Annotated in this window: 21 protein-coding genes; 19 read left to right on the forward strand and 2 right to left on the reverse strand. The window is 72.0% G+C overall.

The window, feature by feature from the left end:
* Positions 1 to 168: 168 nt before the first annotated feature.
* Entirely contained in the window at positions 169 to 936 is a 768-nt protein-coding gene (gene map, locus J8M51_RS25195) for a type I methionyl aminopeptidase (protein ID WP_216591853.1), read from the reverse strand.
* Positions 937 to 1,009: 73 nt separating this feature from the next.
* Between map and J8M51_RS25200 the strand changes: the two genes are divergently transcribed.
* The 9 genes from J8M51_RS25200 (at position 1,010) to J8M51_RS25240 (ending at position 12,319) form a co-directional block, all read left to right on the forward strand.
* Positions 1,010 to 1,288, forward strand: coding sequence for a helix-turn-helix domain-containing protein (locus J8M51_RS25200; protein ID WP_216591852.1), 279 nt, complete (start codon positions 1,010 to 1,012; stop codon positions 1,286 to 1,288).
* Between the two features lie 117 nt (positions 1,289 to 1,405).
* Positions 1,406 to 2,980 (forward strand): hypothetical protein, encoded by a 1,575-nt coding sequence (locus J8M51_RS25205; RefSeq protein WP_267299495.1) that lies wholly within the window; start codon positions 1,406 to 1,408, stop codon positions 2,978 to 2,980.
* Between the two features lie 208 nt (positions 2,981 to 3,188).
* Positions 3,189 to 4,031 (forward strand): nitrilase-related carbon-nitrogen hydrolase, encoded by an 843-nt coding sequence (locus J8M51_RS25210; RefSeq protein ID WP_086757039.1) that lies wholly within the window; start codon positions 3,189 to 3,191, stop codon positions 4,029 to 4,031.
* Positions 4,032 to 4,174: 143 nt separating this feature from the next.
* Positions 4,175 to 5,461 (forward strand): aspartate aminotransferase family protein, encoded by a 1,287-nt coding sequence (locus J8M51_RS25215; protein WP_086757037.1) that lies wholly within the window; start codon positions 4,175 to 4,177, stop codon positions 5,459 to 5,461.
* 28 nt (positions 5,462 to 5,489) lie between these two features.
* The gene (locus J8M51_RS25220) at positions 5,490 to 7,067 is read left to right on the forward strand and encodes a PucR family transcriptional regulator (protein ID WP_086757035.1); all 1,578 of its coding nucleotides are present in this window, start codon (positions 5,490 to 5,492) and stop codon (positions 7,065 to 7,067) included.
* 155 nt (positions 7,068 to 7,222) lie between these two features.
* A complete protein-coding gene (locus tag J8M51_RS25225) occupies positions 7,223 to 8,065 on the forward strand; it encodes a nitrilase-related carbon-nitrogen hydrolase (protein ID WP_045556521.1) in 843 nt (280 codons plus the stop codon).
* Positions 8,066 to 8,167: 102 nt separating this feature from the next.
* Positions 8,168 to 9,571: a dihydropyrimidinase gene (gene hydA, locus J8M51_RS25230; RefSeq protein WP_086757033.1), complete on the forward strand. Its 1,404-nt coding sequence runs from the start codon at positions 8,168 to 8,170 to the stop codon at positions 9,569 to 9,571.
* A gap of 11 nt (positions 9,572 to 9,582) precedes the next feature.
* Positions 9,583 to 10,605, forward strand: a complete 1,023-nt coding sequence (locus tag J8M51_RS25235; protein ID WP_086757031.1) for a TIGR03842 family LLM class F420-dependent oxidoreductase — start codon at positions 9,583 to 9,585, stop codon at positions 10,603 to 10,605.
* Positions 10,606 to 10,744: 139 nt separating this feature from the next.
* A complete protein-coding gene (locus tag J8M51_RS25240) occupies positions 10,745 to 12,319 on the forward strand; it encodes an NCS1 family nucleobase:cation symporter-1 (RefSeq protein WP_086751170.1) in 1,575 nt (524 codons plus the stop codon).
* A 56-nt stretch (positions 12,320 to 12,375) separates the two neighbouring features.
* On the opposite strand, the gene J8M51_RS25245 is transcribed toward J8M51_RS25240, so the two are convergent.
* Positions 12,376 to 13,047, reverse strand: a complete 672-nt coding sequence (locus tag J8M51_RS25245; protein ID WP_086751173.1) for a hypothetical protein — start codon at positions 13,045 to 13,047, stop codon at positions 12,376 to 12,378.
* A 232-nt stretch (positions 13,048 to 13,279) separates the two neighbouring features.
* On the opposite strand from J8M51_RS25245, the gene J8M51_RS25250 reads away from it, so the two are divergent.
* The 10 genes from J8M51_RS25250 (at position 13,280) to eboE (ending at position 24,330) form a co-directional block, all read left to right on the forward strand.
* Positions 13,280 to 13,834: a Uma2 family endonuclease gene (locus J8M51_RS25250; RefSeq protein ID WP_086751176.1), complete on the forward strand. Its 555-nt coding sequence runs from the start codon at positions 13,280 to 13,282 to the stop codon at positions 13,832 to 13,834.
* Positions 13,835 to 13,904: 70 nt separating this feature from the next.
* Positions 13,905 to 14,747: a class I SAM-dependent methyltransferase gene (locus J8M51_RS25255; RefSeq protein WP_086751179.1), complete on the forward strand. Its 843-nt coding sequence runs from the start codon at positions 13,905 to 13,907 to the stop codon at positions 14,745 to 14,747.
* A gap of 67 nt (positions 14,748 to 14,814) precedes the next feature.
* Positions 14,815 to 16,659, forward strand: coding sequence for a gamma-glutamyltransferase family protein (locus J8M51_RS25260; protein ID WP_179202827.1), 1,845 nt, complete (start codon positions 14,815 to 14,817; stop codon positions 16,657 to 16,659).
* Positions 16,660 to 16,790: 131 nt separating this feature from the next.
* Positions 16,791 to 17,636, forward strand: a complete 846-nt coding sequence (locus J8M51_RS25265) for an inositol monophosphatase family protein (RefSeq protein WP_086751182.1) — start codon at positions 16,791 to 16,793, stop codon at positions 17,634 to 17,636.
* Positions 17,637 to 17,838: 202 nt separating this feature from the next.
* Positions 17,839 to 19,251 (forward strand): phytoene desaturase family protein, encoded by a 1,413-nt coding sequence (locus J8M51_RS25270; RefSeq protein WP_086764962.1) that lies wholly within the window; start codon positions 17,839 to 17,841, stop codon positions 19,249 to 19,251.
* Between the two features lie 106 nt (positions 19,252 to 19,357).
* Entirely contained in the window at positions 19,358 to 20,389 is a 1,032-nt protein-coding gene (locus tag J8M51_RS25275; protein ID WP_179203572.1) for an SCO3242 family prenyltransferase, read from the forward strand.
* Positions 20,390 to 20,421: 32 nt separating this feature from the next.
* A complete protein-coding gene (locus J8M51_RS25280) occupies positions 20,422 to 21,270 on the forward strand; it encodes a sugar phosphate isomerase/epimerase family protein (protein WP_086764956.1) in 849 nt (282 codons plus the stop codon).
* Positions 21,271 to 21,348: 78 nt separating this feature from the next.
* Complete coding sequence (locus J8M51_RS25285) at positions 21,349 to 22,134, forward strand: EboA domain-containing protein (protein ID WP_216589507.1); 786 nt, start codon at positions 21,349 to 21,351, stop codon at positions 22,132 to 22,134.
* Between the two features lie 158 nt (positions 22,135 to 22,292).
* Positions 22,293 to 23,147, forward strand: a complete 855-nt coding sequence (locus tag J8M51_RS25290; RefSeq protein ID WP_267299496.1) for a TatD family hydrolase — start codon at positions 22,293 to 22,295, stop codon at positions 23,145 to 23,147.
* Between the two features lie 10 nt (positions 23,148 to 23,157).
* Positions 23,158 to 24,330 carry a metabolite traffic protein EboE gene (gene eboE / locus J8M51_RS25295; RefSeq protein WP_086763933.1) on the forward strand — a complete coding sequence of 391 codons (1,173 nt, stop codon included), beginning with the start codon at positions 23,158 to 23,160 and terminating at the stop codon, positions 24,328 to 24,330.
* The last annotated feature ends 65 nt before the right edge of the window (positions 24,331 to 24,395 follow it).

The following is a 24,395-nucleotide window of genomic DNA, read 5'->3' on the forward strand; positions in this document are numbered from 1 at the left end:
GTGGGGCTTCTCGCGCAGTTCCCCGCGCCCCTGAAAGCGGCCTGCGGCCCTTTCGGGGAAAAGCACGGGGCGTAGCCCCTGCTTTTCAGGGGCGCGGGGAACTGCGCGACCAGCCCCCACCGGGCCCGCACCCGCCGACGAACCCGCACCCCCACCTTTCAGGCGCCCTCACCGAGCGGTCAGCACCCGCGCCCCCGCCGCCGTGATCGCCACCGTGTGCTCCGCGTGCGCCGCCCGGGACCCGTCGTCCGTGCGCAGCGTCCACCCGTCCGGAGCCGCGTGATACCCGTCGCCACCCCCACCGATCACCATCGGCTCGATCGCCAGCACCATCCCGTGCCGCAACCGCATCCCCCGCCCGGGCCGCCCCTCGTTCGGCACGGCGGGATCCTCGTGCATCCGGCGGCCGATCCCATGGCCGCCGAACCCGTCGGGAATCCCGTACCCGGCGGCACGGCACACGGTGCCGATCGCGTGCGCGATGTCGCCGATGCGGTTGCCGACGACGGCCGCCTCGATACCCGCCGCCAGCGCGCGTTCGGCCGTCTCGACGAGCCGCAGGTCGGCCGCGCGGGGCGTGCCCACCACGAAGCTGATCGCCGAGTCCCCGGCCCAGCCGCCGAGTTCGGCGCCGTAGTCGACGGAGAGGAGGTCACCGTCGCGCAGCCGGTACGACGTCGGGATGCCGTGCACGATCGCGTCGTTCACGGAGGCGCAGATCACCGCGGGGAAGGGCGTGGGCGCGAAGGAGGGGCGGTAGCCCAGGAAGGGCGACGACGCGCCTGCCTTCCGCAGCACCTCGTGCGCCACCTCGTCCAGTTCGAGCAGGGAGACCCCCACGGCTGCGGCCTCCCGCACCGCGCTGAGCCCTTGCCCCACGACCTGCCCGGTCTCGTACATCGCGTCGATCGACGCATCCGTCTTCAGTTCCACCATGCCAATTACTATACCGATCGTTGCCCAATTAATATACCGGTCGGCCGCTGGGGGTCGGTATTAGAATGGGTGCATGGTGCGCACCCCACTGACCCCCGAAGAGCGCGAACGCGGCGAGCGGCTCGGCCGGTTGCTGCGCGAGGCCCGCGGCGGTCGCAGCATGGCGGAGATCGCCGCCGGCGCCGGTCTCTCCGCCGAGACCCTCCGGAAGATCGAGACCGGCCGTGCCCCCACCCCGGCCTTCTTCACGATCGCCGCCCTCGCCCGCACGCTCGGGCTGTCCATGGACGAGCTGGTCACGCGCTGCGCACCAACCGAGGCGACCACCCCGACGGCCGCCGCGGTGGCCTGAGCCGCGCCGCCGCGCACAGCACACTGCGTCCACTCTGAAAACTTCACGTAGCCCTCCTGTAACACAACTGGTGTTTTCTTGCCGACCGGAGCACTCCAGTCGGCCGGGGAGCATGCGATGGCGGTGGATCAACTCCCGGGACAGGTGCGGGAGTTCGCGGGATACCTGAACAAGCTGATGACGAAGCTGGACCAGGGCGGCGGCTGGTGCGCCGTCTTCTGGCAACGGGACCCCGACGGGATGCGAGCCTGCCTCGACGGCCTGGAGGTGCCGCCCTGGGACGTCGTCGAGGCGCTGATGCACGACCTCGACGTCGCGTACGGCCCCGCCGCCGCGGCCCAGGAGACCGAGCGGGCCCGGGTCCTGCACCGCGCCTCGCTCGCCGCCCACGACTCCCGGCCCGGCGGCCGTGCGGCCCTCGGCGACCGGCTCGACGTCATGCTCCGCGAACAGCGCTACGCCGCCGACCGCACCGCCGAACTCGGCCGTCGCCTGCGGACCGCCACCACCCAGGAGGAGGCCGACTCCGTCCGTCTCGACCTGGCCTGGGCCCACGACGACCACGAACGCGCCACGGCCCGCTGCGCGGAACTGCGCACCCGCATCGACGACGCCGACCGCCGCGCCCCGCACCATCCCGTGCGGGGCGCGTCACGCTTCCCGGCGAACCACGCCGGGGACGTCTTCCGGGTTCCGGAAGCACGGCAGTCCCCGGCCGACGCGCCGGAGCATCACGACAGGCGTACGCCGGAGCGCCGCGCGCCCGAGGGGCCCAGCACGCACCCCACCGGGCATGACGCCTACGCCTCTGCCGTTCCCGACCCCGGCGACCCCGGTGCCCCCAACCGGACCACCCCCGCTCCCACCACGGGCGCGCCCGCCCCTGAGCCCGTCTCGGAAGCCCCCGTCTCGGCGGCCCCCGCGCAGGAACCCCCTGCCGCCCCGCCCGCCAAGCAGCGCTCCAAGCGGCGCCCGCGAGGGGGCGCGCGTTTCGCCGGGGCGGTGGAGGCCGAGGAGGCGGCGCCCGCCGTCGTGCCCCAGGACGCACCGGCCGCCGGGCGCAAGGGGCGTGCGCCCCGGGGTGCCCGTTACGCGGGTGTCGCGGAGCCGGCCGAGGCGTCGAAGCCGCGGCCGAAGCGGCCGCAGGCGCGGGAGGCGCTGGACGACGAGGCGCGGCGGGCGGTCGCCGCGACCGTGGAACGGCTGGTGCGGCTGCGCCGGGAGGGCCGCAGCGGGGAGGCGCACGCCCTGCTCGTGGAGGTGGCGCAGGGGCCCGCCGCCCGGTTCCCGCTGCTCGCGGCCGACCTGCACCGCGCGGGGCTGGACGCCGACTGGGCGACCCTGCTGTGGGAGGCGGGCTCACTGCCCGCCGACCGGCTGGTCGCGGTCGCGGACGCCCTGCACGCGGTGGGCCGTGCCTCGGACGGGGAGCAGATGCTGCGGCAGGGCGTGTCCCGGCCCGCCGAGGAGATCGGTGAGGCAGCCGTCGCCTTCCTCGCCGAGGGGCGCGAACGACAGGCGCGTGCGCTGCTCGACGTATATGTACGCGTCCGCACACCGGAGGAGGCGGCGCACAGTGCCGAGGCGCATCCACGCCGGCTCGTCCCCCTCGTGCTGAGGGCGGCGCGCGGTGTCTCCGAGGAGCGCCACCGCGAGGTGGCGCACGCACTGCGCGTGCGGGGTCTCGCCTGAACCCGCCCGGTGCCGGCGAGGTCCGTGATCCCTGTGATCCCGCGAAACACAGGCGTGATCACCCACTGGAGTGCGAAACGTGATCGACTCGGCCGGTTGACGACGATGGTCTTGCCCAGCCCGTCGACGGGGCTTAGTTTCAAGCCTCTACGGCCTGCGTCTACGGGCGTAGAGGCTCTCCGAGGTCCCTGTCGAAGGAGCACCTGACATGGCCAACGTCGTACGTGCCGCTCTGGTCCAGGCGACCTGGACCGGCGACACCGAGTCCATGGTCGCCAAGCACGTCGAACACGCCCGTGAGGCGGCCCGGCAGGGCGCGAAGGTGATCGGCTTCCAGGAAGTCTTCAACGCGCCCTACTTCTGCCAGGTCCAGGAACCGGAGCACTACGCCTGGGCGGAACCCGTGCCGGACGGCCCGACGGTGACCCGCATGCGGGAACTGGCCCGCGAGACCGGCATGGTGATCGTCGTCCCGGTCTTCGAGGTCGAGCAGTCCGGGTTCTACTACAACACCGCGGCCGTGATCGATGCCGACGGCACCTACCTCGGCAAGTACCGCAAGCACCACATCCCCCAGGTCAAGGGCTTCTGGGAGAAGTACTACTTCAAGCCCGGCAACCTCGGCTGGCCCGTCTTCGACACGGCGGTCGGCAAGGTCGGCGTCTACATCTGCTACGACCGCCACTTCCCCGAGGGCTGGCGCCAGCTCGGCCTGAACGGCGCCCAGCTCGTCTACAACCCGTCCGCCACCCATCGCGGCCTGTCCTCCCACCTCTGGCAGCTGGAACAGCCCGCGGCGGCCGTCGCCAACGAGTACTTCGTCGCGGCGATCAACCGGGTCGGCGTCGAGGAGTACGGGGACAACGACTTCTACGGCACCTCCTACTTCGTCGACCCGCGCGGCAAGTTCGTCGGCGAGGTCGCCAGCGACAAGGGCGAGGAACTGGTCGTACGGGACCTCGACTTCGACCTGATCGAGAACGTGCGGCAGCAGTGGGCGTTCTACCGGGACCGCCGGCCCGACGCGTACGAAGGGCTCGTCCAGCCCTGACAGGACTCGACCGGCCCTGACGGGACTCGACCGGCCCTGACGGGACTCGACCGGCCCTGACGGGACTCGACCGGCCCTGACGTGGGCACGTACAGCCGTGACACACGCAGAACCCGTACCGCAGTGAAAGGAGTGGTGCAGCCGTGACCGACGAACTGCTCGGACGCCACAAGGCCGTACTGCCCGACTGGCTCGCGCTCTACTACGCGGACCCGCTGGAGATCACCCACGGCGAGGGCCGTCACGTCTGGGACGCCGGGGGCACCAAGTACCTCGACTTCTTCGGCGGCATCCTCACCACGATGACGGCGCACGCGCTGCCCGAGGTCACCAAGGCGGTGAGCGAGCAGGCCGGGCGGATCATCCACTCCTCCACGCTCTACCTCAACCGGCCGATGGTCGAACTCGCCGAGCGGATCGCGCAGATGTCCGGCATCCCGGACGCCCGCGTCTTCTTCACCACCTCCGGCACCGAGGCCAACGACACCGCGCTGATGCTGGCGACGACCTACCGCCGCAGCAACCAGATCATGGCGATGCGCAACAGCTACCACGGCCGCTCGTTCAGCGCTGTCGGCATCACCGGCAACAAGGGCTGGTCGCCGACGTCGCTGTCCCCGCTCCAGACGCTGTACGTGCACGGCGGTGTGCGCACCCGCGGCCCGTACGCCGATCTCAGCGACGCCGACTTCATCACCGCCTGTGTCGCCGACCTGGAGGACCTGCTCGGCCACGGCCGCCCGCCGGCCGCGCTGATCGCCGAGCCGATCCAGGGCGTCGGCGGCTTCACCTCCCCGCCGGACGGCCTGTACGCGGCCTTCCGCGAGGTGCTGCAACGCCACGGCGTGCTGTGGATCGCGGACGAGGTGCAGACCGGCTGGGGCCGCACCGGCGACAACTTCTGGGGCTGGCAGGCGCACGGGCAGAACGGCCCGCCGGACATCCTCACCTTCGCCAAGGGCATCGGCAACGGCATGTCCATCGGCGGTGTCGTCGCCCGCTCCGAGGTCATGAACTGCCTCGACAGCAACTCGATCTCGACGTTCGGCGGCACCCAGATCACCATGGCCGCCGGCCTCGCCAACCTCAACTACCTGATCGAGCACGACCTCCAGGGCAACGCGCGGCGCGTCGGCGGACTGCTCATCGAGCGGCTGCGGGCGATCACCGCGCAGATCCCGGCGGTCAAGGAGGTCCGCGGCCGGGGCCTCATGCTCGGCATCGAGCTGGTGAAGCCCGGCACCGACGAGGCGAACCCGGAGGCCGCGTCCGCCGTCCTCGAAGCCGCCCGCCGGGAGGGCCTGCTGATCGGCAAGGGCGGCGGCCACAACACCAGCGCGCTGCGGATCGCGCCCCCGCTGTCGCTGACCGTCGCCGAGGCCGAGGAGGGCGCCGACGCCCTCGAACGGGCTCTGAGGAGCATTCAGTAGCACCAGCACAGATCTGAGGAACACCGCCATGACCACCACCCCGGCCACCGCTGTGGAACCCGCCCTGTCCGTACGGCAGGTCCTCGCCCTGGACCGGGTCCTCGCCGGAGAGCCCGAGGTGGTGGCCGGGGCCGGTCAGCTCGACCGTCCCGTGCGCTGGGTGCATGTGGCCGAGGCCCCCGACGTGGGCGTGATGCTCACCGGCGGCGAGATGGTCCTCACCACCGGGGTCCTGCTCGCCGGGGACGAGGACGCCCAGGCCGAGTACATCCGCTCGCTCCACCGGGCCGAGGCCGCCGCCGTCGTCCTCGGACTCGGCCGGGCCTTCCCGACACCGCCCGACGTGATGCGCAGGGCGGCGGAGCGGTGCGATCTGCCGATGGTGGTGCTGCACCGGCCGTTCCCCTTCGCCGAACTCACCGAGGAGGTCCAGTCCCGGCTGGTCCGGCGGAAGTTCGCCGCCGTCAGCCTCTCGGAGGCCGTCCGCACGGCGCTGACCGGGCTGATCACCGCCGGTGCCCCGCTGCAGCGGCTGCTCGACGAGATCGCCCACCACGCCGGCTGCCCGCTCGTCGTCACCAACCTCGCCCACCGCGTCCTCGCCACGGCGGGGGAGCGGTCGGCGGTCGACGACGTCCTGCGCGACTGGGAACGCATCTCCCGGCAGGCGGGCGGCAACCAGGTCGACGGCTGGATCCGGGCCGAGCTGGGCGGACGCGGCGAGCGCTGGGGCCAGATCGTGCTCTGCGGCCACCGGGGCGACGTCGCCACCGGGCGGCTGCTCGCCGACCGGGCCGCCGAGGCACTCGTCCTCCACCGGATGCTCGTGGGCTCGGCGCACTCCTGGGAGGAGCAGTCCGCGCAGGGCCTCCTGACGGACCTCGTCTCCGGGGTCGTACCGGCCCGGCAGCTGCTGCCGAGGGCACGGGCCGCCGGGCTGCCGGTCAACCGCCGTACGTTCGTACCCCTCGTCGTACGGGACGGTGATCCGGCCCAACTCGACCGTGTCCTGCGGATGCTGGGGCTGCCCGGACTCGTCGCCGAGCTGGCGGAGGGGGTCACCGCCGTCCTGCTCAGTCTCGCCCGGGACCAGGACGCGACCGCGCTCACCGCGCACTTCGCGGCCCGGCTGCGGTCCGAGTCGGGCGTACGGACGACGGTCGTGGCCGCCGCCGAGGCACGGACCGTCTGGGAGGACGTGCCGGGCGGGCTGCGCGAGGCCCGGCACGTGGCCGACGCCGTCGCCCAGTCCGCCGCGACCGGGCTGGACCTCCCCGTCGTCGTACGCCTCCGCGACGTCCATCTGCGGGGCCTGGTAAGGCTGTTGCGGGACGACCCCCACGTCCAGGCCTTCGCCGAGCGGGAGTTGGACGGGCTGCTGTGCGGCGACGGGCACGCGGAGCAGGACCTGCTGCCCGTGCTGCGCACCTATCTCGCGACCGGCCGCAACAAGTCGCACACCGCGCAACTGCACCACGTCAGCCGGCCCGCGCTGTACCGCCGGCTCGAAGCCATAGAGGCCCGCCTCGGGGTGGACCTCGACGACTTCGAACAGGCCGCCTCCGTCCACATCGCCCTCCTCGCACACGACGCGCAACAGGGCTGAAACATGCCGGGACCTGCGAAAACGACGGTGAAACATGCGCCCACGAAGGGGTGACACGGTGGAACGGAGAAGGCCCGCAGACGTGACACCGTGCCACTCAAACCGGCTTCCGGGACTTCCTACTCTCGCTGCACACCGAGTGACCGGAGGTCCCGATGAGCAGAGTCATCCGCGCAGCGATCTTCCAGACGGCCTGGACCGGCGACAAGGAGTCGATGATCCAGGTCCACGAGCAGGCGGCCCGCGACGCGGCGGCCCAGGGCGCGCAGGTCATGTGCTTCCAGGAGCTGTTCTACGGGCCCTACTTCTGCCAGGTCCAGGACAAGGCGTTCTACGAGTACGCCGAGGCGATCCCCGACGGCCCGATCGTCAAGCGCTTCCAGGCGCTCGCCAAGGAGTTGGGCCTCGTCCTCGTGCTGCCGATGTACGAGGAGGAGCAGCCCGGTGTCCTCTACAACACCGCCGCGGTGATCGACGCGGACGGCAAGTACCTGGGCAAGTACCGCAAGCACCACATCCCCCAAGTCCCCGGATTCTGGGAGAAGTTCTACTTCCGCCCCGGCAACGCGGGCTGGCCCGTCTTCGACACCGCCGTGGGGCGGATCGGCGTCTACATCTGCTACGACCGCCACTTCCCGGAGGGCTGGCGTGCGCTCGGCCTCGGCGGCGCCGAGATCGTCTTCAACCCCTCGGCCACCTCGCGCGGCCTCTCCCGCTACCTCTGGCAGCTGGAGCAGCCCGCGTCGGCCGTCGCCAACGAGTACTTCATCGGCGCCATCAACCGGGTCGGCGTGGAGGAACTGGGCGACAACGACTTCTACGGCACCTCCTACTTCGTGGACCCCGAGGCCCAGTTCGTCGGCGAGGTGGCCAGCGACAAGGAGACCGAACTCGTCGTCCGCGACCTGGACCTGGCCAAGCTCCGCGAGGTCCGCGACCGCTGGCAGTTCTTCCGCGACCGCCGCCCGGACGCTTACGGCCCCTTGACCGCGCCGTAGCAACGCACGCCCCGCGCCCCTGGCTTTTCAGGGGCGCGGGGAACTGCGCGACCAGCCACAGACGACCGGCACTGTCCCGACAACCGAACGGAGCGTGACCGAATGAGCGGCCGTACCGTAATCCGCGGCGGTCTCGTCATCACGGCCTCAGACGAGTTGCACGCAGACGTCCTGATCGAGGACGGCCGTGTAGCCGCTCTCGCGGCGAGTGGCACCACCGCCGCAGAGGCCTGGACCGCCGAGCACACCATCGACGCCACGGGGAAGTACGTCATCCCCGGCGGCGTGGACGCCCACACCCACATGGAACTCCCCTTCGGCGGCACCTTCGCCTCCGACACCTTCGAGACCGGCACCCGCGCCGCCGCCTGGGGCGGCACCACCACGATCGTCGACTTCGCCGTACAGAGCGTCGGCCACACCCTCCGCGAGGGCCTCGACGCCTGGCACGCCAAGGCGGAGGGCAACTGCGCGATCGACTACGGCTTCCACATGATCGTCTCCGACGTGAACCAGGACACGCTCAAGGAGATGGACCTGCTGGTGCAGGAGGGCGTCACCTCCTTCAAGCAGTTCATGGCCTACCCGGGCGTCTTCTACAGCGACGACGGCCAGATCCTGCGCGCCATGCAGCGCTCCGCCGACAACGGCGGCCTGATCATGATGCACGCGGAGAACGGCATCGCCATCGACGTCCTCGTCGAACAGGCCCTGGCCCGCGGCGAGACCGACCCCCGCTACCACGGGGAGGTCCGCAAGGCCCTGCTGGAAGCCGAGGCCACCCACCGCGCCATCAAGCTCGCCCAGGTCGCGGGCGCCCCCCTGTACGTCGTGCACGTCTCGGCGATGGAGGCGGTCGCCGAGCTGGCCCGCGCACGCGACGAGGGGCTCAACGTCTTCGGCGAGACCTGCCCGCAGTATCTGTTCCTCTCCACGGACAACCTCGCCGAGCCGGACTTCGAGGGCTCCAAGTACGTGTGCAGCACCCCGCTGCGGCCACGCGAGCACCAGGCCAAGCTGTGGCAGGGCCTGCGCACCAACGACCTCCAGGTGGTCTCCACCGACCACTGCCCGTTCTGCTTCGTCGGCCAGAAGGAACTGGGCCGCGGCGACTTCTCCAAGATCCCCAACGGCCTCCCGGGCGTCGAGAACCGCATGGACCTCCTCCACCAGGCGGTCGTCGACGGGCACATCTCGCGCCGCCGCTGGATCGAGATCGCCTGCGCCACCCCGGCCCGGATGTTCGGCATGTACCCGAAGAAGGGCACCATCGCGCCGGGCGCGGACGCCGACATCGTCATCTACGACCCGCACGCCGAGCAGGTCATGTCCGCAGAGACCCACCACATGAACGTCGACTACTCGGCGTACGAGGGCAAGCGCACCACCGGCCGGGTCGAGACGGTCCTCTCGCGCGGCGAACTCGTCATCACCGAGCGGGAGTACACCGGGCACGCCGGGCACGGCACGTACACCCCCCGCTCCACCTGTCAGTACCTCACCTAGGAGCGGAGCAGATGGACTTCGGACTCGTCCTCCAGACGGACCCGCCGGCCTCGCGCGTCATCGAGCTGATGAAGCGCGCCGAGAACAACGGCTTCACCTACGGCTGGACCTTCGACTCCGCCGTGCTGTGGCAGGAGCCGTTCGTCATCTACAGCCAGATCCTCTCCAGCACGACGAAACTCACGGTCGGCCCCATGGTCACCAACCCGGGCACCCGCACCTGGGAGGTCACCGCCTCCACCTTCGCCACCCTCAACGACATGTTCGGCAACCGCACGGTCTGCGGCATCGGCCGCGGCGACTCGGCGATGCGGGTCGCCGGCCGCAAGCCCAACACGCTGGCCCGGATCAGCGAGGCGATGAAGGTCATCCGCTCGCTGGGCAGCGGGGGAGAGGCCGACCTCGGCGGTACGGTCGTCAGCTTCCCCTGGATCAAGGAGGGCGCCGAACTCCCGGTCTGGATGGCCGCGTACGGCCCCAAGGCCCTGAAGATGACCGGGGAGGAGGCCGACGGTTTCATCCTCCAGCTCTCCGACCTGTACCTCACCGAGTACATGGTCAAGGCGGTCAAGGACGCGGCCGTCGCCGCCGGACGCGACCCGTCCGAGGTGAAGATCTGCGTGGCCGCCCCCGCGTACGTCACCGAGGACGACTCGCCCGAGGCGCTGGCCCACGCGCGCGAGCAGTGCCGCTGGTTCGGCGGGATGGTCGGCAACCACGTCGCCGACCTGGTGTCCAAGTACGGCGAGCACTCCGCGGCCGTACCGGAGGAGCTGACCGACTACATCAAGGCCCGTGAGGGGTACGACTACTCCCACCACGGGCGCGCCGACAACCCCGACACCCAGTTCGTGCCCGACGAGATCGTGGACCGGTTCTGTGTCATCGGCACCCCCGAGGCGCACATCGAGAAGCTGAACGCGCTGCGCGCGCTGGGCGTGGACCAGTTCGCCGTCTACGACATGCACGACGCGCAGGAGAGGGTGATCGACGTGTACGGCTCGACGGTCATCCCGGCGGTCAACGGGGGCTGACCCCGCCCCGCACCTCCAGTCCCCGAACCCCACACCCCCCACACCTTGTCTCCCTGCTCTCCGCCGTCCCGGAGGGCAGGGGCCCAAGGCCTCCGCACGGCCTTTCTCTCCCGTCCCGCCTCCCCTGATTGGCCTGCCCATGACCGAAACAGTCCCCTCGGGGCCGTCGATAGCCCAGTCCGCCGACTCCTCCGGCCGGATCGAGCTGGCCCCCGACGCCTTCCCCGCCGACAGCCCGTTCGCCAACGAGGACCTGCGTCCCGTACCCGTCTCCGAGCGCAAGTGGACGACGTACAACTTCGCGGCGCTGTGGATCTCGATGGCCCACTGCATCCCCAGCTGGACCCTGGCCTCCGGCCTGGTCGCCCTCGGTATGGACTGGAAGCAGGCCGTCTTCACCATCGCCCTGGCCAACGTCATCGTGCTGCTGCCGATGCTGGCCACCGGGCATGCCGGACCCAAGTACGGCATCCCGTTCCCGGTGCTCGCGCGGGCCTCCTTCGGGCTGCGCGGCGCCAACATCCCGGCGATGATCCGGGCGGCCGTGGCCTGTGGCTGGTTCGGCATCCAGACCTGGATCGGCGGCTCCGGCATATTCGCCCTCGGCTCCAAGCTCACCGGCGGTGAGTGGGAGAACGCCGGGAAGATCGCGGGCAACCCGTGGCCGCTGTGGCTCTGCTTCATCCTCTTCTGGGCGCTGCAGATCGCGATCATCTACCGGGGCATGGACTTCCTGCGGCACTTCGAGAACTGGGCCGCGCCCTTCGTGATCGTCGGCGCGCTGGTGCTGCTGATCTGGATCGCGGTCAAGGCCGACGGCTTCGGCGCGCTCCTCGACCAGCCCTCCAAGCTCGGCTGGGGCCCCGACTTCTGGCCGGTCTTCTTCCCGTCGTTGATGGGAATGATCGGCTTCTGGGCCACTCTGTCCCTGAACATCCCGGACTTCACCCGCTTCGGCGCCAGCCAGAAGGCGCAGACATGGGGCCAGTCCCTCGGCCTGCCGACCACGATGACCCTCTTCGCGATCCTCGCCGTGCTGGTCACCTCCGGCTCCGAGGTCGTCTACGGCGAGGCCATCTGGGACCCGGTCACCCTCGCCGCCAAGGCCGACAACGTCTTCGGGCTGCTCTTCGCCCTGATCACCGTGCTGGTCGCCACCATCTCCGTGAACATCGCGGCCAACGTGGTCTCCCCGGCGTACGACCTGGCGAACCTCGCCCCGAGGCTCATCAACTTCCGTACCGGCGCGCTGATCACGGGTGTCGTCGGCGTCCTGATCTTCCCGTGGAAGCTGATCTCCACGCCCGAGTTCTACATCTTCACCTGGCTCGGCGTGGTCGGCGGTCTGCTCGGCACGGTCGCCGGCATCCTCATCGCGGACTACTGGATCGTCCGCCGGACCGTCCTGCACCTCGCGGACCTGTACACGCCCGGCGGGCGCTACTGGTACGCGTCCGGCTGGAACTGGCGGGCGATAGCGGCCTTCGTGGTCGGCGGTGTCCTCGCGGTCGGCGGCTCGTACTCGACCGTCTCCGCGGACGGCGTGTCGTCCGGGCCCTTCCCGCACGACGGCATGATCCCGTTCCTCAAGCCGCTCGCCGACTACGGCTGGGCGGTGGGCCTGGGCACGTCGATGCTGCTGTACGTGGCGCTGATGGCCGGGGAGCGGAAGAAGGTGCAGGCGGAGGCGCGGACGGAGAAGGTGTCCGTCTGAGGGGTGCCGACGATGACCGGCCCTGATCGGAGCGGCCGTGCCGGGGAGACGCAGCCCTACCGGGCGTCCTCCAGCACGGCCGCCGCCTCTTTCGCGGCCTTGATGGCGCCCTTGTTGATCTCGTCCGTGCCAGGCGCCTTCTGTGACTCGAAGTCGCTGCCGTTGTAGGTGACGACCACCAGGGCGTTGGACATCCGGACGTACACGATGCCCTCGCGGGTCTGCTGCTTGTCCTCCGTGGTGAGGTTCACCACGGAGTAGGCCGAGTCGCCGAGACCGGGGACGGCGCCGCCGCCGCTCTTCTCTGTGGTGCGCGTCTTATAGGTGCTTTCGGCCTTCTCGTCCGATTGCTGGATCTCGTAGGAGATGTCCAGCCAGCGGTAGTCGAAGCCCTTGAGCGCGTTCCACGAGCAGGTGCGGCGCACGGACTCGTTGGTCGACGCGATCTCCTTGCCGGCCGTCTTCGCGCCCGGAACAAGGGATTTGACCGTTTTCTCCGAGACACCGGAGCAGGGTGAGGGCGCCTTCGTGTACGTCTTGGTCGCGGTCGTCGTCGACGGCGCGGACGAGTCGGTCGAGACGGGCCCCGACGCGGTGTCCTGCGTGGAGTCCTCCTTGGCCGGGCTCGACGACAGCGGACCGGACGACATCGCCCAGCCCGCGGTGGCCAGCACGATGACCGGCATCAGTCGCGCGGTGAGGGCGAGCGGCAGAGGGAGATCACGCACAGCGCACTTCTCGGGGTCGGGGCGGCGGACCGCCGGGCGGTGGGGTACGTCAGTGTCACACGGCAATCTGTGGGACGAAAGTGCGAACTCGCTCTGTGTATACGTGGTGACGGGGCTCCGCCGTTCACTGGTTGGGGTGATGATCGTGAGAAAGAGTGTCGGGGCGGAGCCGGATCGCAGTAGAACCGGGATAGTGGTCATGCTGCAGGCACGATGTCCGACGGAGAAACCGATGAGTACTCAGCCGCATTCCTACGCCGTAGCCGACCCCGAGACAGCGCTCAAGTATGCGATCCAGCACATCGAGGGTGATCGTGCGCAGATCGTGGAGGGGGTCATCCAGCAAGTCGTGCCATCTTGGGATCATGAGGGCATCGCAGCACAGATCGGTCGGCAGCTGGTGCCAGTGTTGGACAGGCTCGGCTGCTACGCGGGGTCCGGCAACCTGGATCTGCCCGGAACGAGTAACTGGTACGTACCGGATCTGGCCGTCGTACCGAAAGAACTCACCAAGGGCACGGGTGCCCTGGTGCCTGACCAGACTCTGCTGATCGTCGAGATCACCTCGGAATCCAACGGCGACACGGACCGCATCGTCAAGCGCAAGCGCTACGCCGAGTTCGGTGCCCCGCTCTTCCTCCTCGTCGACCGCCAGGAACGCTCCACCACTCTCTACGCCAGCCCCGGGCGGCTCGGCTACACGGAGGTAAGGGGCCCGCTGCCCTTCGGCGCGCCGGTACCACTGCCGGAACCGTTCGACGTGGAGCTGGACACCTCGGAGTTCTGAGTTCTGACGTCTCGGAAGGCCGGACGAAAACCGGTTGCCGCGCGCTCCTCGTGATCAGCAGCCTTGACGCATGAACCGGTTACCGGAAGTCACCGAACCCGCGATCCCTCCCCTCCCGGCGGAGATCCTCGCCTACTACGAGCGTGGCGGGGAGAACACCCGTCTCCGGGAGGGCGCCGGGCGGCTGGAGTTCTGGCGCACCCAGGAGGTTCTGCGGCGGCTGCTGCCGGACGCGCCCGCGCGCGTGCTCGATGTCGGCGGCGGTACCGGCGTCCACGCCGAGTGGCTGGCGGGGGAGGACGGGCACGAGGTCGAGGTCGTCGATCCGGTGCCGATGCACGTGGAGCGGTCGGGGCTGCTGCCCCGGGTCACCGCCCGGCTCGGGGACGCCCGCGAGCTGCCGGCCGAGGACGCCGCGTACGACGTCGTGCTGTTGCTGGGGCCGCTCTACCATCTGCCCGAACACCGGGACCGTGTACGGGCGTTGGCCGAGGCCCGGCGGACCGTGCGGCCGGGCGGTCTCGTGGTCGCGGCCACGATCAACCGCTTCGCGGCGCTCAACGACATGCTCATGCGGGGCACGTACTTCATCCCGGAACGCCGCGAGCGCACCGACGACGTCTCGGCCCATGGCAGGCACCGGCATTCGCCGGAGGACCCGGACTTCACCACCGCCTACTTCGCCGATCCGGCCGAGGTGCCGGGTGAGTTCACCGAGGCGGGGCTCGCGCCCGAGGGGCAGTACGGCGTCGAGGGCGTCGCCTGGCTGATGGGCGGCGTGGAGGAGTGGCTGGACGATCCGGAGCGCCGCGAGGCGGTGCTGGCGGCGACCCGGCGGATCGAGTCGGAGCCGTCGCTGCTGGGTGCGAGCGGGCATGTGCTGACGGTGGGGCGGCGGTCCGCCGAGGACTGACCTTCAGGGCCCTCGGGCAGGCTGCGTACGATCATCGAACGCCCGTCGCGCAGTGAGGAGTCCACCCGTGTTCACCACTCGACCGACGCTCCAGGGCACCTTCGGCATGGTGTCCTCCACGCACTGGCTCGCCTCGCAGTCGGCGATGGCGGTGCTGGAGGACGGCGGCAACGCGTTCGACGCGGCCGTGGCGGCGGGCTTCGTCCTGCACGTCGTGGAGCCGCACCTGAACGGGCCCGCCGGCGAGGTGCCGATCATCCTCGCGCCCACGGGAGGCGAGGTCCGCGTGCTGTGCGGGCAGGGCGTCGCGCCCGCCGGGGCGTCGGCCGCGCACTACCGGGGGCTGGGTCTAGAACTCGTTCCCGGCACCGGGCCGTTGGCCGCCGCGGTGCCGGGCGCGTTCGACGCGTGGATGCTTCTGCTGCGCGACCACGGCACCAAGGACCTGGCCGACGTCCTCAAGTACGCCATCGGGTACGCGGAGGACGGACACGCGCCCGTGGAGAACGTGGGCGCGACGGTCGAGTCCGTGCGGGACCTCTTCGAGAAGGAGTGGCGGTCGTCGGCGGAGGTGTATCTGCCGGACGGGCGGGCGCCCCGCCCCGGCGAGCTGTTCCGCAACCCGGCCCTGGCCGCGACCTGGCGGCGGCTGCTCGCCGAGACCGAGGGAGCGGGCCGTCGGCAAGGCGGTGAGGAGGGCGGTCGGGTGGCCCGGATCGAGGCGGCCCGGGAGGTGTGGCGCTCCGGGTTCATCGCCGAGGCCCTCGTCCGGCAGTCCGGCCGGCCCACCCTCGACACCAGCGGCGAACGGCACACCGGGACACTCACCCCGGCCGACCTCGCCGGCTGGTCCGCGTCCTACGAGGCCCCGGCGACCTACGACTGGAACGGCTGGACCGTGTGCAAGGCGGGCCCCTGGAGCCAGGGCCCGGCCCTCCTCCAGCAACTCGCCCTGCTGCCGCCGGAACTGCCCGCGTACGGGTCCGCCGAGTACGTGCACCTCCTGATCGAGGGCTGCAAGCTCGCCATGGCCGACCGGGAGGCCTGGTACGGGGACGCCGCGCCGGTACCGCTCGACGAGCTGCTGTCCGACGAGTACAACGCGGAGCGGCGCGGCCTCGTCGGCGACAAGGCGTCCTACGAGCTGCTGCCGGGCGCTCCGGGGGGCCGTACCCCGCGACTGAGCGCGCACGCGCGCGTGATCGCCTCCGACGAGCCGGGCTTCAGCCCGATGGGGGTGGGCGAACCCACGGTCGCGAAGGGGCCCGGGGCAGCGGGGGAGCCCGGGGTCGCGGCGGACGGGCGCACCCGGGGCGACACCTGTCACCTCGACATCGTCGACCGCTGGGGCAACATGGTCGCGGCCACCCCCAGCGGCGGCTGGCTGCAGTCCAACCCGGTGGTGCCCGAGCTGGGTTTCCCGCTGGGCACCCGGCTGCAGATGGCCTGGCTGGACGAGGGGCTGCCCAACTCCCTCACCCCCGGCCGCCGTCCGCGCACCACGCTCACCCCGTCGCTGGCGCTGCGCGACGGTGTGCCCGTCATGGCCTTCGGCACCCCCGGCGGCGACCAGCAGGACCAGTGGCAGCTGCACTTCTTCCTCGCCGTCGCCCTCCGCCCGCCCGTGCGCGGCGGACTCGACCTCCAGGGCGCGATCGACGCCCCGAACTGGCACAACGACAGCTTCCCCGGCTCCTTCTACCCGCGCGGCATGCGGCCCGGCAGCGTCACCGTCGAGTCCCGGATGTCCTCGGAGACCGTCGCCGGGCTGCGGCGGCGCGGCCATGACGTCGTCGTCGGCGAGGCCTGGTCCGAGGGCAGGCTCTGCGCGGTCGCCCGGGACCCGGAGACCGGGGTGCTGTCGGCGGCGGCGAACCCGCGCGGGATGCAGGGGTACGCGGTCGGCCGGTGACCGGGACTTGAGGAGTTTGCTCCGACAAGTCCCCTATGTCCTCGCTGGTGCGCTCCGGGTATTCACGGCGATTCCATGCCGAATACACCGGACGGGTGGGGATTGTCAGTGCCACGTGCTGTCATGGAGACATGATCGAAGACAACGAAACCATCGACGAGTTTCTCGCCCGACACGCCTCGGACGTCGAGGAAGCGATCCGCAAGGCCGCCGCCACGGAGATCATGCCGCGCTTCCGGCAGCTCGCCGAGCACGAGGTCGACCAGAAGAGCGGCCCGCACGACCTGGTGACCGACGCCGACCGCAAGGCCGAGCTGTATCTGACGGAGGCGCTCGCCGCGCTGCTGCCCGGCTCGGTCGTGGTCGGCGAGGAGGCGGTGCACGCCGACCCCGCGTCGTACGAGGCGATCCAGGGCGAGGCGCCGGTCTGGATCGTCGACCCGGTCGACGGCACCCGCCAGTTCGTGCGCGGCGAGCCCGGCTTCTGCACCCTCGTCGCCCTCGCCCAGGGCGGGGTCCTGCGCGCCTCCTGGACCTACGCGCCCGCCCTCGACCGGCTCGCCGTGGCGATCCGCGGCCAGGGGGCCACGCTCGACGGCGAGCCCCTGCGCGCCGGTGCGCCCGACCCCGGCCGTGACCTCGACATCGCCACCTCCCACCCGGACTACACCACGGAGGACCAGAAGCGGGCCCTGCTCGGCCTCTGGACGGACGGGGTGGAGCCGCGCTCCTGCGGTTCGGCCGGGCTGGAGTATCTCGCCATCGCCCGGGGCCGGTTGGACGCGACCGCCTTCAGCTGGGAGGCGGCCTGGGACCACGCGGCCGGTCTGCTGCTCGTCGAGGAGGCGGGCGGCGCCCACCTCACCCTGACCGGCGAGCCCTTCCGGATAACCGGCGGCAACGCCCTGCCGTTCACCACGGCCCGCGACGCCGCCACGGCCCGCCGGGTGGTGGGGCTGCTGTCGGGCGGGGCCTGACCGGGCGGATGAGGGCGCCGGGTCCGCCCCGCTCGCCCCGGCCGGAGCCATGAAGCGGAACCGGCACGTCCGCCGACGGGGCCGACCCTAGCCCGAGCCTGTCGGTGGCCGGGCATATCCTGACCTCAGGTCTGTCGGCGGACGGGAACGCCACGACAGGCCCCAGGCCAGCGGCTGACGAAGGGGTCCGGACGTGCCGTCGATGCTCGACGCGGTGGTGGTGGGGGCGGGGCCGAACGGCCTGACGGCTGCCGTGGAGCTGGCCCGCCGCGGATTCTCCGTGGCCGTCTTCGAGGCGAAGGACACCGTGGGAGGGGGCGCCCGCACCGCGGAGCTGACCCTGCCCGGCTTCCACCACGACCCCTGCTCGGCCGCGCACCCCCTGGGTGTCAACTCGCCCGCGTTCAGGGCGATGCCGCTCCACCGGTACGGCCTGGAGTGGCTGCACGCCGACCTGCCGATGGCGCACCCCTTCCTCGACGGCTCGGCGGCCGTGCTGTCGCGCTCGGTGGCGGAGACGGCCGCCTCGTTCGGGCCGCGTGACGCGGGCGCGTACCGCAGGCTGGTCGAGCCGTTCCTGCCCCGGTGGGACACGCTCGTCCGGGACTTCATGTCGCTGCCGCTGTCCGCGCTGCCCCGCGACCCGGTCACCCTCGCCCGGTTCGGCCTCGTGGGGCTGCCGCCGTCGACCTGGCTGATGCGCCGCTTCAAGGACGAGAAGGCCCAGGCGCTGTTCGCCGGGCTCGTCGCCCATGTCATCGCCCCGCTCGGCGGGCTCGCCACCGGTGCCGTCGGCCTGGTCTTCGCGCTGGCCGCGCACGCCGCCGGCTGGCCGGTCGCCCGGGGCGGCTCCCAGGCCGTCTCCGACGCGCTCACCGCGTATCTGAAGGACCTCGGCGGCACCGTCCACACCTCCTACGAGGTCAAGCGTCTCGACGATCTGCCGCCGGCCCGCGCCTACGTCTTCGACACCTCGCCCACCGCGCTGGCCCGCATCGCCGGCTTCGGCAGCCACTACGCGTCGTACCGCTACGGCGCCAGCGTCTTCAAGCTCGACTACGCCCTCGACGGCCCCGTGCCGTGGACCGCCGAGGAGGCCCGCCGCGCCGGGACCGTCCAGGTCGGCGCGAGCCGGGCCGAGATCGGCGCGGCGCTCGACGCGGCCTCCCGGCAGGGCCGGGCACCCGACGCACCGTTCCTGATCACCGTCCAACCCAGCCTGGTCGACCCCGGCCGGGCTCCCGAGGGCAAGCACGTCTTCTGGGCGTACGGCCATGTCCCGAACGGCTGGACAGGGGACCTGACGGACGCGGTCGAACGCCAACTGGAGCGTTTCGCCCCGGGGTTCCGCGACCGCGTCCTCGCCCGCGCCACCGCGGGCCCACCCGAACTGGCCGCGCACAACGCCAACTACGTGGGCGGCGACATCGCCTGCGGCGCCGCCTCCGGACTGCAGCTGCTGCTGCGCCCCAAGCTCTCGCTCACCCCGTACGCCACCCCGCACCCGGCCGTCTTCATCTGCTCCTCGGCGACCCCGCCGGGCCCCGGAGTGCACGGCATGTCCGGGCACAACGCGGCCAAGGCGGTGTGGCGGCGGCTGCGGCAGGAACCCTGAGGGTTCACCGGCGCGCAAGGCGGGGCCACGGACAACATCACGGAGTGACAAAGTTCTTCACACTATCTCCGTGTGAATGGTCAAACCCTATGGGTAAGTTGCCGCCATGAAAGATCGGACGGACTTACCGGGCTCCGGCTCGCGGCCTGCCGTGGGCCTCTCCGACCTGGCGCAACTCGTGCGGGCACCAGCCGCGTTGAGCGTCCCCGGCGATGTGCTCGCCGGTGCCGCCGCGACCGGACATCCACCGGGGACGCGGATTTTCGGTGTGATGGGCTCGTCCGTCTGCCTCTACTGGGCGGGCATGGCCCTCAACGACTACGCCGACGCCACGATCGACGCGGTCGAGCGTCCCGAACGCCCCGTCCCGTCGGGCCGGGTGCCACGCCGTACCGCCCTCGCCGTCGCGGGCGCCCTGACCGCCGGGGGCCTCGCGCTCGCCGCCGTCTCCGGGGGCCGCCGCAGCCTCCTGGGAGCGCTTCCGCTGGCCGGTGCCGTCTGGGCGTACGACCTCAGGCTCAAGTCCACCCCGGCCGGTCCTGCCGCCATGGCCTCCGCGCGGGCCTTGGACGTCCTCGCGGGCGCGCTCGCCGCCGGACGCGGACAGGACCGTACGGGCACCGGGACCGCCCTGCTGCGCGGCGCCGTGCCCGCCGCGCTGGTCGGCGCCCACACCTACACGCTGACCGCGCTCAGCCGCCACGAGATCTCGGGCGCCCCCGCCCGGCTGCCGGCCGCGACCCTCGCCGCCTCCACCGCCACCGCCCTCGCCGCGGCCCTCCCCGCCGTCCGCACCGCCGCCGACTGGCGCGCGGCGCGCCGCACGGGGCACGCGGGGGTCACCACGGCGGCGCGGTCCGGTCCCGCCGCCGGTGTCCCACGGGCGGGCGCCGCCCGTGCCGCCGTCGTCACCGCCGGGGCCCTCGCCTACCTCGGCAGCTACGGCACGGCCCAGGCCCGAGCCGTACGGGAGCCGTCGGGCGAGAACGTACGGCGGGCCGTCGGCGCCGGAATCCTCGGGCTGATGCCCCTGCAGGCGGCCCTCACCGCACGCGGCGGCGCCACGGCCGCGGCGGCGGCCCTCGGCGTCCTGCACCCTCTCGCGCGACGGCTGGCCCGGCGCATATCCCCCACCTGAACAGCACGGACCTCCGCAGGAGGAAAGCCGGAATGACCCCACCCCCCGCACCCCTCAGATTCGGCTACGGCACCAACGGCTTCACCAACCACCGGCTCGGCGACGTCCTCGCGGTCCTCGCCGACCTCGGCTACGACGGTGTCGCGCTCACCCTCGACCACGGCCACCTCGACCCGTACGCGGACGACCTGCCCCGGCGGGTGGCGGCGGTCGCCCGGGACCTGGCCCGGCACGGGCTCGACGTGACGGTCGAGACCGGCGCGCCCTACCTCCTCGACCCCTGGGGCAAGCACCTGCCGACGCTGATGACGGACGGGGCCGAGCGCCGGATCGACCTGCTGCGGCGGGCCGTACGCGTCGCCGCCGACCTCGGCTCGCCCACCGTCCATCTGTGCAGCGGCCCCGCGCCGGACGGCGGACTGCCGGAGCGCGACGCGTGGAAACGGCTGGCGGCGGGTGTCGAGACCGTCCTGGAGACGGCGGGGGAGTACGGGGTGTCGCTGGCCTTCGAACCCGAGCCGTACATGTTCGTCGACACCGTGGAACGGTGCCTGGAGCTGGCCGAGATGGTCGGCGGACACGAACTGTTCGGGATCACCCTCGACGTGGGGCACGCGCACTGCGTGGAGGACCGGACCGTGCTGGAATGCGTCCGCCTCGCCGCCCCACGCCTGCTCAACGTGCAGATCGAGGACATGCGGCGCGGTGTCCACCAGCACCTCGAACTCGGCACCGGCGAGATCGACTTCCCGCCCGTGCTCACCGCCCTGCGCGACCTCGACCACCGCGGACTGGTCTCCGTGGAGATCCAGGGCGGCTCGCTCGACGCCCCCGAAGTGGCCCGCCGCTCACTGGACTTCCTCCGCGCGGCGACGGCCTGACCCCGTCCGGCGCACCCCGCTCGACGACCGACACCCGCCGCCCCGATGTCCTCCACCCCACAGGAGGTTGCCCCCCTCATGGTCTCCACCGGAATCCCGCCCTCCGCGACGGCCGGCCACTCCGACCCGCGCGGCCCGCTCTCCCGCCACCCGCTCGACCCGGCGGCCCGCGCCTGGCTCGACCAGGCCGTGGCCCGGATCGCCGACCGGCCCGCAGCCGTACGCACCCTGTTCCCCGCCGCCCGAAGACGCTGCGGCCGGGCCCGGCTGGACGCGTGGTGGACCGTCGACGAGGCGGCCCGCGCCGTCCTCCTCGCCGCGCTGCCGCTGGGCGGGCAGCCGCTCGCCGACGAGCTGGCGGGCCTCTTCCGCCACGGCGACCCGGCCGAACAACGAGCCGTCCTGCGCGCCCTGCCGCTGCTCGCCGACGCGCGGGGCGGCGACACCTCCGGGGAACCCCTCGGCGACCTCGCCCTGCCCCTCGTCCGCGAAGCCCTGCGCGGCAACGACGGCAGTGTCGTCGCAGCCGCCCTCGGACCGTACGGCGCCGCCCGGCTCCCGGACGCCGAGTACCGGCAGGCCGTCCTGAAGTGCGTCTTCCAGGAGATCCCGCTGGACCGGATCGCCGGGCTCGCCACCCGCGCCGACACCGAACTGGCCCGTATGCTGGCCGACTTCGCGCACGAGCGGGTCGCCGCCGGACGGGACGTACCGGCGGACATCTGGCCCGTCGTCCGGCCCTTCCCCGCCGCCGCACACCTCGCCGGCAGACTCGGCGCCGAGACCCGCGCCGCCACCCCCGACCGCCGGGCCGCCGCCGGGCGCGCCCTGACAGCACTCCGGCGAGCCGAGGCCCCCGCGTAGGCCGACACCGTCTCCGGGCGACAGCGGCTGCCGCCTCGGACACCCCCTTCGCCGCCCTCCCGGCGGCCACCCCACTCGCCCCGCCGCCACCACCTCCACCCGTCGCCGTGTCGCCCCACAGCCGACGGCGCTCACCGGATCACCCGAGGAGAAGGCCCGTGCGTATCTTCGATCCCCACATCCATATGACCTCCCGCACCACCGACGACTACGAGGCGATGCACGCGGCCGGGGTGCGCGCCGTCGTCGAGCCGGCCTTCTGGCTCGGCCAGCCCCGCTCCTCGCCCGAGAGCTTCTACGACTACTTCGACGCGCTGCTCGGCTGGGAGCCGTACCGGGCGGCCCAGTTCGGCATCCAGCACTTCTGCACGATCGCCCTCAACCCCAAGGAGGCCAACGACCCGCGCTGCCGTCCCGTCCTGGACGAACTGCCCCGCTATCTGGCCAAGGACCGGGTCGTCGCGGTCGGCGAGATCGGCTACGACTCCATGACACCGGAGGAGGACGAGGCGCTCGCGCTCCAGCTCCGGCTGGCGATCGAGCACGAGCTGCCCGCCCTCGTGCACACCCCGCACCGTGACAAGGCCGCCGGCACCCGCCGGACCCTGGACGTCGTACGGGAGTCGGGCATCGCCCCCGAACTCGTCGTCCTCGACCATCTCAACGAGCTGACCGTCGGCATGGTCCTCGACAGCGGCTGCTGGGCCGGGTTCTCCGTCTACCCGAGGACCAAGATGAGCGAGGACCGCATGGTGACCATCCTCCGCGACCACGGCACGGAACGCGTCCTCGTCAACTCGGCCGCCGACTGGGGCCGTTCGGACCCGCTCAAGACCCGGAAGACCGCCGACGCCATGCTGGCCGGCGGCTTCGACGACGACGCCGTGGACCGGGTGCTGTGGCGCAACCCCGTGGCCTTCTACGGGCAGAGCGGCCGGCTGGACCTCGACGAACCCAAACCGGACGAGGAGTCGAGCTTCCAGGGCAACTCCGTCCGCCGCGGCGGGGAATGAGGCGGCCGCCATGCGCCTCCGGCACCCGGACGGCACCACCGTCCACCTCGGCTACTGCAGCAACGTCCACCAGGCGGAGGACATCGACGGCGTCCTCGCCCAACTCGCCACCCACGCCGAACCGGTGCGCGAGCGCCTCGGCGTCGACCGGCTGGGCATCGGGCTGTGGCTCGCCCGCGATGTGGTCACCCAACTGGTCGGCGAGACAGGCGAGTTGAAGCGTCTCAAGGACGAACTCGCCGCGCGGGGCCTGGAGACCGTCACCCTCAACGCCTTCCCGTACGCCGGATTCCACCGCGAGGTGGTCAAGAAGGACGTCTACCTCCCCGACTGGGCCGACGAGGCCCGCCTGAGCCACACCCTCGACTGCGCCCGTGTCCTCGCCGCCCTCCTCCCGGACGACGCCGAACGCGGCAGCGTCTCCACCCTGCCGCTGGCCTGGCGCACCCCCTGGCCGGCGGACCGCGCCGACACCGCCCGCCGCGCCCTGGACCGGCTCACCGCCGGGCTCGCCACGATCGAGTCGGAGACCGGCCGCCGGGTCCGCGTCGGCTTCGAACCAGAGCCCGGCTGTGTCGTCGAGACCACCGCCCAGGCCGTACGGGAGCTGCGCGGCCTCGACCCCGACCGGCTCGGCGTCTGCCTCGACGCCTGCCACCTGGCCGTACAGTTCGAGGAACCCGGCGCGGCCCTGCGCCGCCTGGCCGAGGCCGGGCTGCCCGTCGTCAAGCTCCAGGCGTCCTGCGCGATCGAGGCCACCGACCCGTCCGACCCCGCCGCCCGCACCGCGCTGCGGCGCCTCGCGGAGCCACGGTTCCTGCATCAGACGCGTACGGCAGCCCGGCCGGAGGCACCGGACGTCCACGGCGTCGACGACCTGCCCGACGCGCTGGACGGGGGCCTGCCCACCGACACCGGCCCCTGGCGCGTGCATTTCCACGCCCCGCTGCACGCCGACCCCGAACCGCCGCTGCGCACCACCGCCGACCAGCTGGGCCACGTCCTGGCCGGACTGCTCGGCGGGGCCTCGGCCGACTGCGACCACATCGAGGTCGAGACCTACACCTGGTCCGTCCTCCCCCAACCACCCACCGACCTGCCCGGCGGCATCGCCGCCGAACTCGCCTGGGCCCGCGACCGGTTGACCGGCCTCGGCCTCGGCATCGAGGAGGACCACCAGTGAGTACCACGCCAGCGAACCGGCTCGTCGTCCTCGACATCGTCGGCCTCACCCCCAGGCTGCTCCGG

Source organism: Streptomyces griseiscabiei (genome assembly GCF_020010925.1).
Lineage (GTDB): Bacteria > Actinomycetota > Actinomycetes > Streptomycetales > Streptomycetaceae > Streptomyces > Streptomyces griseiscabiei.

What these genes read in the sequence shown, in the direction of transcription:
- map (WP_216591853.1), bottom strand. Translation starts at nt 936, where the DNA reads ATGGTGGAACTGAAGACGGATGCGTCGATCGACGCGATGTACGAGACC.
- J8M51_RS25200 (WP_216591852.1), top strand. Translation starts at nt 1,010, where the DNA reads ATGGTGCGCACCCCACTGACCCCCGAAGAGCGCGAACGCGGCGAGCGG.
- J8M51_RS25205 (WP_267299495.1), top strand. Translation starts at nt 1,406, where the DNA reads ATGGCGGTGGATCAACTCCCGGGACAGGTGCGGGAGTTCGCGGGATAC.
- J8M51_RS25210 (WP_086757039.1), top strand. Translation starts at nt 3,189, where the DNA reads ATGGCCAACGTCGTACGTGCCGCTCTGGTCCAGGCGACCTGGACCGGC.
- J8M51_RS25220 (WP_086757035.1), top strand. Translation starts at nt 5,490, where the DNA reads ATGACCACCACCCCGGCCACCGCTGTGGAACCCGCCCTGTCCGTACGG.
- J8M51_RS25225 (WP_045556521.1), top strand. Translation starts at nt 7,223, where the DNA reads ATGAGCAGAGTCATCCGCGCAGCGATCTTCCAGACGGCCTGGACCGGC.
- hydA (WP_086757033.1), top strand. Translation starts at nt 8,168, where the DNA reads ATGAGCGGCCGTACCGTAATCCGCGGCGGTCTCGTCATCACGGCCTCA.
- J8M51_RS25235 (WP_086757031.1), top strand. Translation starts at nt 9,583, where the DNA reads ATGGACTTCGGACTCGTCCTCCAGACGGACCCGCCGGCCTCGCGCGTC.
- J8M51_RS25240 (WP_086751170.1), top strand. Translation starts at nt 10,745, where the DNA reads ATGACCGAAACAGTCCCCTCGGGGCCGTCGATAGCCCAGTCCGCCGAC.
- J8M51_RS25250 (WP_086751176.1), top strand. Translation starts at nt 13,280, where the DNA reads ATGAGTACTCAGCCGCATTCCTACGCCGTAGCCGACCCCGAGACAGCG.
- J8M51_RS25255 (WP_086751179.1), top strand. Translation starts at nt 13,905, where the DNA reads ATGAACCGGTTACCGGAAGTCACCGAACCCGCGATCCCTCCCCTCCCG.
- J8M51_RS25265 (WP_086751182.1), top strand. Translation starts at nt 16,791, where the DNA reads ATGATCGAAGACAACGAAACCATCGACGAGTTTCTCGCCCGACACGCC.
- J8M51_RS25270 (WP_086764962.1), top strand. Translation starts at nt 17,839, where the DNA reads ATGCTCGACGCGGTGGTGGTGGGGGCGGGGCCGAACGGCCTGACGGCT.
- J8M51_RS25275 (WP_179203572.1), top strand. Translation starts at nt 19,358, where the DNA reads ATGAAAGATCGGACGGACTTACCGGGCTCCGGCTCGCGGCCTGCCGTG.
- J8M51_RS25280 (WP_086764956.1), top strand. Translation starts at nt 20,422, where the DNA reads ATGACCCCACCCCCCGCACCCCTCAGATTCGGCTACGGCACCAACGGC.
- J8M51_RS25285 (WP_216589507.1), top strand. Translation starts at nt 21,349, where the DNA reads ATGGTCTCCACCGGAATCCCGCCCTCCGCGACGGCCGGCCACTCCGAC.
- eboE (WP_086763933.1), top strand. Translation starts at nt 23,158, where the DNA reads ATGCGCCTCCGGCACCCGGACGGCACCACCGTCCACCTCGGCTACTGC.